General features: G+C 45.0%; 7 protein-coding genes and 1 pseudogene. 6 read left to right on the top strand and 2 right to left on the bottom strand.

Annotation, left to right across the window (positions count from 1 at the left end; translation table 11 throughout):
• The 5 genes and pseudogenes from L5M18_RS22325 to L5M18_RS22305 all read left to right on the top strand — a co-directional run.
• A pseudogene (locus L5M18_RS22325) lies at positions 1–233 on the top strand (IS4 family transposase); the annotation flags it as partial.
• A 376-nt stretch (positions 234–609) separates the two neighbouring features.
• Entirely contained in the window at positions 610–927 is a 318-nt protein-coding gene (locus L5M18_RS22320; protein WP_158683022.1) for a hypothetical protein, read from the top strand.
• Positions 928–1,291: 364 nt separating this feature from the next.
• The gene (locus tag L5M18_RS22315; protein WP_263198646.1) at positions 1,292–2,659 is read left to right on the top strand and encodes a Fic family protein; all 1,368 of its coding nucleotides are present in this window, start codon (positions 1,292–1,294) and stop codon (positions 2,657–2,659) included.
• Between the two features lie 604 nt (positions 2,660–3,263).
• Positions 3,264–4,250, top strand: coding sequence for an AAA family ATPase (locus L5M18_RS22310; protein WP_259582539.1), 987 nt, complete (start codon positions 3,264–3,266; stop codon positions 4,248–4,250).
• 24 nt (positions 4,251–4,274) lie between these two features.
• Entirely contained in the window at positions 4,275–6,698 is a 2,424-nt protein-coding gene (locus L5M18_RS22305) for a S8 family peptidase (RefSeq protein WP_263198645.1), read from the top strand.
• A gap of 577 nt (positions 6,699–7,275) precedes the next feature.
• Here L5M18_RS22305 and L5M18_RS22300 read toward each other — a convergent pair.
• Both L5M18_RS22300 and L5M18_RS22295 read right to left on the bottom strand, forming a co-directional pair.
• On the bottom strand, positions 7,276–7,548 hold the full coding sequence (locus L5M18_RS22300; protein ID WP_263198644.1) for a hypothetical protein: 273 nt from the start codon (positions 7,546–7,548) through the stop codon (positions 7,276–7,278).
• Between the two features lie 96 nt (positions 7,549–7,644).
• The gene (locus tag L5M18_RS22295) at positions 7,645–8,100 is read right to left on the bottom strand and encodes an LA2681 family HEPN domain-containing protein (RefSeq protein WP_263198643.1); all 456 of its coding nucleotides are present in this window, start codon (positions 8,098–8,100) and stop codon (positions 7,645–7,647) included.
• Between the two features lie 113 nt (positions 8,101–8,213).
• Here L5M18_RS22295 and L5M18_RS22290 point away from each other — a divergent pair.
• A partial coding sequence (locus L5M18_RS22290; protein ID WP_263195311.1) for a transposase occupies positions 8,214–8,383 on the top strand: 170 nt, incomplete at its 3' end.

The following is an 8,383-nucleotide window of genomic DNA, read 5'->3' as shown; positions in this document are numbered from 1 at the left end:
TGATGGTTCAATGCCTGTTGTGGCTAGTTGGTTTACACGCACAGCAACAGGGCTGGGATAAGCATTTTCAGGCCAATACCATTGGGCATCGAACGGTACTCTCAACGATTCGCTTGGGATTGGAGGTACTCAGGCGGCCTGATTATCAAATCACGGAGAAAGAATTGCTGGCGGCCTGGGTATTATTCGCCAATCAGTTGCTCAAATATGGCTATGCTATGGCTGATTTATGAGGGGATCCTTCAGGGCTTAGTAGATACATCAATTCACTATTGAATATGTAAAAAGCAATTGTTTATGGGGGGAGCCATTGCCTTAATCTGTTATGGCGCTGCGAAGTTGGGGCCAGATTCGTAAGTTGCTTACATGACTAGTGGGATCGTGAGTTTCTTTATATGAGAGGTTTTCCCCTCGATGGAGATCTGTTGACGTTTTCGAGTTCTAATTTTAAGCAGCATCAGTTTTTGCTGTCCCCGCAATCAATGAAAATCATGAAGATGTTGGTTCCTGAGACGGGAGATTCAGTTGTTGAATTTGTGAGTTAAGCGAACAATGTGATTGATGAGTACACTAATACAGATGATCATTATTTTTAATAATGGAGGCGTTATGAAGCAGAACATTATCGGTTTTGGTGAGTATTTTGCGACAGGAGAAGGGCTAACTTACATCATTGCATCAGGTACTGAAGAAGTGATTAAGGACTTTGCGGGTCCCTACTTCTCAATAGGGTTAACGTTTTTTTCATTCGATGAGATAAGAAAATGCCTAATTGAAATAGAGACCGAAAACGATGCCAATAAGCTTGATATGCCAGCATTTGATGCTGCAGAGGTCTTACGTGAAAATGTACCTAACGTTGCAAGACTGATAAAAGAATACGGCTATTGTTCGTTTGCGTACAAGTTGCATTATAACCTGGCTTAGCGATGCTATTTGGTGGTCAACGTTGGTCTGCCACAGCAGTGTTTGCCCGTACTGATGAACTGGCCACCATGCTGTCGGCAATTGACGAGCAGTTTGTATAAGCGGGTGGCGAAAGACGGTGCTAGTGGCTCCGTGGCTTAATCTCAGTAATTATATTCTACATTGCTATTGCTCATTAGTTCGTTAGTGTAAAAGGCCGTTTACATCCTGTTATGCAAGTTTGTCCTATCTAAACTTGTCCAATGAAGCATATGAACGTTATGACAGTAAGATTGAGACTGAGGTTCTATGTAACAAAAACTGGCTAAACTGTACTAACTCGATCAATCTTGCCTCAATATATTTGTTTTTTGAGATGAAAGTTATGTCTGGTAAGTATTTTGCTCCGCCTGAGTGTCCTTTTGAGACGATAGGCGATGTTTTGCTTGAGATTGGCAATCAGGGCGATGATCCCAATAAATACAAGGACTACATTTACCTGCTTGATGAGTACCATTCATTTAATGAATTTAGGCGCAGAGTCAAGTCTGGCTTAGACGCCAAATACTGCTGGTGGCTAATGCGGTTGTCTCGAAATAACGCATTAATAAATCTAGCGCCATTAGAAGATAAGCCATTACCGCCCGATCTGCCTGAGTCCGTTAATCAAGCGTTGTTACAATCCCCAGATTTTATTACAAATTGCCGATTCAATAACCTGCATGAGTTTAGTCGGGTTTTATCGCAGATTGATTGCTATACCACTCATGGTGCGATGCTTGGGATTCTTGAGCAGATAGGAGAGAGCGCGCATTTCGAGCACTTAAAAAACAACTTAATTGATGATGAGGCGATATCTAGTAGTCAGTTAGAGGGGGCCACGACAACGACTATTCTTGCAAAAGAAATGCTCAGGAAAAAGCGTAAGCCTCGGACAGAGGATGAGCGCATGATTTTAGGGAGCTTTGATTTGATGCAAGCTGCGTGGGCCCTCAAAGATGAGCCGCTCAGTATTGAGTTGATACAAGAGCTGCACAAGGTTGGCACCCAGGCTCTAGATCAGAAAAAGTACACATCGGGAGCATTTAGAGTACGAGATAATGTGGTTGTGGTTAACTCTGCAGGTGAAACTGTTCATCAGCCGCCAAAGCATGATGCTATCGAGCGCTTATTGTCTCGGGTAGCAAATTGGCTAAACTCGACTGACGATAAGGTTCATCCCGTTATACGGGCCATAACTCTGCATTTTGTGATCGGCTATGTTCATCCCTTCTTTGATGGTAATGGTCGGGTGGCAAGAGCTTTGTTCTATTGGTATATGTTTAAGTGTGGCTATACCGGATTCCGTTACATTACGATTTCAGCATTATTGAAAAAAATGCCAATTCAATATGGCCAAAGCTATTTGGATTGTGAGCATGACAACTTAGATTTAACGTATTTTATCAAGTATCAGTTAAGTGTTATCAATCGGGCTATTACTGAATTTATGTCTATATATGAGCGTGCAGCATATCGAATGAATGAATTAGACGAGCAGTATTCTGGCTTAAAAGATATTGAGAAAAAAATTATAGGCTTTGTTGCTGGTGAGCCTCGTCATCGAAAAAAACCTACGATTACAGCGAGAGAGACTGAAAGATTGCTGGGGGTAAGTTACAACACGGTAAAGCAAAAACTTGATGATATGGTTACTGCTGGAATACTCGGACGTGAAAAAATTGGTAAAGCGACAGAATATTTTTTGGCATAAACATAATCTGTTGTGTTGACCTACATTAGGTTTAAAGGAACATACAACCTGCGAAAATGGCGGTCGGATGACATCTCGTTGTACGTGGTGTTAAGCCTAGATCTGTTAATGGTAGATGCTCTCTATATAAACGCGCTTCTGCCCCATTTGTAATGGCCAGTTCTCATTGACCATTACATTAAAGCCTAGTTGCTCGTCCGCGGATACAGCATGTCTCGACTCTCTGCGAGCTTATTGGGTCATGGTTTAGTGGCAATTAATGTGAGTCTGCCAAGATGAATGCAAGCTCGTTGTTAGTTAATTTGCGCCTATAGGCAGTTAATGTGAGTCGGTGGCCCGGCTTATTATCAATTAATGTGAGCCCAGTTTGACGGATGTAAATGCCCCGAAGGGATTATGAGTGCAAGCCGCTACACATCGCCCAAGTAAGATATTCATTTGTGAGGCGAGCGTTAATTTCAAGTATAATTAGATGCATGAGCAAAGGAATAGTATTTTTCCTTTTGTAATCCAAAATACAAGTTTGATTATTGCAAGCTGTTCAGGGTGAAAAGCTTTGCTAGTAATCATTTAGTAAACAATTAGTTACATGGTGGGCAAGTAAATGGCGAATGGGAAGGTTCTCCGGCAGTTATTCCGAGCTGGCACGATAGGCGATGCTGATGCATTTCGTCGTGCATCGCAGGCTGTTATCGAAGATGAACGCCAAAAACAACACCACCTCCTCGCAAACGACTTAGAACAGATTCTATACGGCGGAGACGTTAATTCGCGAGCCGCTAGTAATACCCATCGCGTCCATTATGACATTCCAATGGATAAAGAGCGCGGTCTGCCACTGTTGGATATCTGGACACCCAAGCGCTCTCTTGATGAGGTAATTCTTCCTCCCAGCAGCGCTGTTGCTCTGGAGGAGATTCTGGAGGAAAACCGGAGAGATGATGTCTTGCGCAGCTACGGGATGAAGCCTGCAACTAAGGTTATTTTCTTCGGTCCGCCGGGATGTGGGAAGACGCTGGCTGCAGAGGTCGTAGCTTTTGAACTTGATCGACCGTTAGCCATCGTTCGATTGGACGCCTTGGTTTCCTCTTTTCTCGGTGAAACAGCGGCAAATCTTCGAAAAGTTTTTGATTTCATCTCACAGAATTCTCTGGTTGCATTGTTCGATGAGTTTGATGCAATCGGTAAAGAGCGGGGCGATAGTGGAGACCATGGAGAGCTACGCAGGGTAGTGAATGCCGTTCTTCAAATGATGGATTCGTATGAAGGCAGCAGCCTGATTCTTGCTGCTACAAACCACGAACAGATCCTTGATTCGGCCATTTGGAGGCGATTTGATGAATCCATTGAGTTTCCACTTCCGGATACAAAACAGCTGGCAGATATCTTGACCCTGAAGCTACGTGGTATCCGGCGCCAGTTTGAGATTGACGATAAGGAAGTAATACAGGAATTTAAGGGAAAAAGTGGCGCCGATATAGAGAGAGTCATTCGACGCGCAGCTAAGCGGATGATCCTTAGAGGACAGGAGTTCCTGACCATCAAGGAACTGAAAAGTGCACTAGCACGGGAAAATCTCCGGAAGTTCTAAATATCAGCTATCAAGGAAGAAGTTGTGACGACTTACAAGCATCTTAGTATTACCAGGGAAGTCTTGAACAATCCACGTCGGACCAAGAATCCTCCACATTTTGTAACTCGCACAGATAAACGTGCTCACGGCCAGAGGCTCAATGCCTACTTTGCGACTGCAGAAGGGCAAGCAAAAAGGCAGATAGGTTCTTCAGCCGACTCCCCTTTCGTCCTCAAGCTCAAATATGAGGGTGCATTGACCTTCACCAATCTTACCGCTCATGGCTTGGAATTCATTAGTCAAGAGAACAAGCAGCTTTGTGTGGTGTTTGCTACGGAGATTGGCTTAATTCAGTTCGCTGACCATCTGAATAAGCTCGGTGTTTTAGGTGTTACATTAACCTACAAGCAAATATTGGAGGCAATCGAGAGCATTGAGGTATGGTCTGCTGAAGATCGGATGAGCTGGGCACTTAACCATTTCGGTTTGCCTCAGGCAGAAGAGTTTAAGCTCGATGTGGAGCTTTGGCCTGTTGAGGTTACGAACAATCCTAACCGCATTCGTTTAATCACGGCCTTCGAGCGTTGGCTCGACGGGGCTGGTATCAGGCGACTCGATAGGATCAATCTGGACAGCCTTGTGATGTATAGGGTGATGGTGACACCAGATCAAGCACAGCTGTTACTGAATCACCGCGATGTTCGTATGGTCGATCTTATTCCTGCCACAGGCATAAGTGTTCAACAGCTGAACAGAGATATCAACGAACTCCCCCGGGATATCCCATCCCCAACAATTGGGGCCTCTCGAATCTGCATTCTTGATAGCGGTATCAACGCAAACCACCCGCTTTTGCGGCCCGCGATGGCTGAAAGCGCTTCCTTTGTTGATGAAGAGGGAGAAACGGATCTAGCAGGTCATGGGACGGCAGTGGCTGGGGTTGTGCTATACGGCGATGTCGAAGCTTGCAATGAAGGTAATTTCTGGCGGCCTCAGTTCTGGCTCTACAACGGTAAGGTGATGAAGAAGTGCCCTCAAACCGGTAATGCGGTATACAACGAGCATTCTCTTGAGGCTTCGCTGACCCAGGCTGTAGAGCACTTTGTCGAGCTTGGTTGCCGGATCTTCAATCTCTCGCTGGGGAACAGCAATGCACCCTACGATGGTATGCATGTGCGAGGTCTTGCTTACATTCTTGATGTTCTTTCTAGGAGACATAATATCCTGTTTGTGGTATCGACCGGGAATTTCTGTGGGTCGGAGAACCCAGCTGTTCCGGTTAATAGCTGGCGGGATGAGTACCCTGAGTACCTGCTGGCAGAACAGAGCTCGATCATTGATCCTGCTCCCGCTATGTCCGTGTTGACAGTAGGGAGCATTGCTCGGCATAACGCCACAGTCGATACACAACGCTTCCCTGAAATCTATCAGCTCTCACCGGCATCCGAAAACCAGCCATCACCGTTCACTCGGCATGGACCCTCTGTTAAAGGGGCATTCAAGCCTGACCTCGTGGCAACAGGTGGCAACTTGGCGTGTCCCATGAGGCATGTAGATAGTCAGTGGCGGCAAATCGAGAGAGGGCTAGGTGTACTAACGTTCAACCACGAGTTCGTAGGCAATACGATTTTCAAGGAGGTCAGTGGAACCAGCTTGGCTGCACCATATATCACACATCTGGCTGGGCGTCTGCTCAACGAATACCCCGCATCGTCTGCTAACTTGATCCGTGCCATGCTGGTAAACCAGGCCTACCTGCCCAAAGAGGTTGCAACGACGTTCTCTGAAAATTTCAGGAATGCCTACAAAGAAGACAAGAGTACGCTACACCGCGATGTAGCAAGGGATGTGGCTGGCTACGGGGCAGTAAATGAGGGGGAACTATTCCGATCATCCGATAACACAGTCGTATTGATCTCGGAGCAAAGCATTGAAAAGGATTCGTGTCAGTTCTTCGAGTTGCCTTTGCCTGCAGACTTCTTGCGAAAGACCCTGAGCACACGTGAACTCACCGTAACGCTTGCATATTCGCCAGCGGTTCGTACGACTAGAATCGAGTATCTGGCCACTCAGATCAGCTTCCGCCTTGTGAAAGGGACATCTTTGGATGAAGTTCAAAAGTACTTTAATCAGGCTAGTAAAACTGACGTTGAATCCCGGAATGATGATGCTGTATCTAACCGCGATATTTCGGCTCAGCAACGAAGCCGCGGCACGGTTCAGTCTTCTCGCTGGACGTTCAGGAAACGCAATCCCAAGGAAAAATGGTTCGTGGTGGTGATTCGGCAGGACCGAGAATGGAACCATCCTGATGTTCTTGAAGAGGAACCATATGCGTTGGTAGTGACTGTTGCTGATCGAGACAACGAGAATGCACAGCTCTATTCTCAGATTCAGGGTCTGATTACACAACAGGCAGAGGTTCGGGAGAGACAGCGCGCAGGACGCTTGCAGGCAACGAATTAATACCGCAGTCCTTTTAAACCCCGCTAGGGCTTTATTTGGTCTCAGTACGGGATTGCTGGCTTTTAGGTTTCTTATCTGTTCCAGAAATCAGATTAGTGTGTTATCCATACAAACGGTTTAAGCGTGGTCCGGCACTTTTACTATGCGTAGTACTCAGTGTCGAAGGTGGTTGAGCTGCGTCGGTATTGCTTTGCTCACACCTTAGCAGGGCTTTACCTATATGAAACTCAGTAGTTCAAACTAAAAGTCTAACCCAGAAATGTCCCGAAGTGAGTTTGAAAGTGCTCAAACTTTATTATGCTATTACACTTACGGGCAAACTTTATTGTCTCATTTTGCTCTTACGGGCAAACACTATTGTCACTACACAAGTCTCTAACTTGCAAGAGTAATGAGTTTAAAATCCTGACTGTTTGAACTCATCAAAGCCAATCTTCTAGCTAAATCAGTAAGGCGGCTGAATCGTATATTGCGTTATATGCATTGCCACTGCTTCCCCAGTGACACGCCGCCCTTTTATTTCACATGAAGTAGCCCTATAGGCTCGACAGCGGCATCTGCTGTATATGGCTCTTGATTACAAGAATCGAATGTTGCGATCACATAGATGTAAATGAGCATCCATGCCACCAACGATCACTGTTGCAACGGTGGCAATCTTAACGACCACTGAACTGTTCATCTGGCTAAAAGATATTGCCCCAAAACTAGATAAGTTTGTCGTCAGGTGTACAGGATGAATTGTCATTGTTTCCCCTGTGACACGCCATAAACTCATCCCTGAGGGCTCGACGGCGGCATCCATGCCGCCAACGGTCACAGTTGCCACAATGCCAATCTTTACGACCATTGAACTGTTCATCTGGCTAAAAGCTTTTGCCCCTTTCTAAGTTATCCAGATAGCTACTACCACTTTGGACGATTATTTTTTCCTTACTAAATCTAATCACTCGATATTTATTTGGTCGCTCTTTAATGGGACTGACATTGGCATAGCGATTACACCATTTTTGGGTTTACGCTTCTCATCTAGGTTTATGGCTAATGATAGATAGACTATTGAGCTTCTGACTAACTTCATGAGATCCAGTAGTCGCTCTTCAAATTTTTTATCTGTAATCAGTAGGGAATGATTCGAGCGTTTCTCTTTATCGGAAATAGCGCTATCTGTTTTGGTTAAATCTTTATTTAATTTTAGCATCTCTTCCTCAAGAGATGCTTTAGCAGCAACATCTCTCTCCTTTTTAGCTTTACTAAGCTCAGAGTAAAGCTCTGTGAGTTGATTCTCTAACACGCTTTTTTTCTCTATCAACTCATCAAGGTAATGTTGATGAAATAATATGTCACTTTTAGATAAACTATTACCAAAATCATCAACGATCTTTAACGAGCAATGTTCCATTGCATTTCTTATCTTGGCAAATGCAACAGCATCAGGGCCCCCTGTGTCAGGATTGTTGTCACCCCTTAAAATCATCCAATAATTAAATAAAGGGGGCGGTCAATGAGAGCTCAATGGAACGATATTCACCTGAACGTAAAGACGCTGTCTTAAAGAAATTATTACCTCCCCACAATATGACGGTCACGGAAGTGGCTCGCAGTGAGGGGATCTCCTACCAAACCCTGTATCATTGGCGAGATAAAGCCAAAAAAGAGGGTCGCCCTGTGCCAGGTAAAACATT

The organism is Shewanella sp. SM20, from assembly GCF_025654545.1.
Classification (GTDB): domain Bacteria; phylum Pseudomonadota; class Gammaproteobacteria; order Enterobacterales; family Shewanellaceae; genus Shewanella; species Shewanella oncorhynchi.
This window is presented reverse-complemented; position numbering and strand designations above follow the sequence as displayed.

Coding starts and splice junctions, on each gene's coding strand:
- L5M18_RS22310 (WP_259582539.1), top strand. CDS start 3,264: ATGGCGAATGGGAAGGTTCTCCGGCAGTTATTCCGAGCTGGCACGATA.
- L5M18_RS22300 (WP_263198644.1), bottom strand. CDS start 7,548: ATGGTCGTAAAGATTGGCATTGTGGCAACTGTGACCGTTGGCGGCATG.
- L5M18_RS22295 (WP_263198643.1), bottom strand. CDS start 8,100: ATGGAACATTGCTCGTTAAAGATCGTTGATGATTTTGGTAATAGTTTA.
- L5M18_RS22315 (WP_263198646.1), top strand. CDS start 1,292: ATGTCTGGTAAGTATTTTGCTCCGCCTGAGTGTCCTTTTGAGACGATA.
- L5M18_RS22320 (WP_158683022.1), top strand. CDS start 610: ATGAAGCAGAACATTATCGGTTTTGGTGAGTATTTTGCGACAGGAGAA.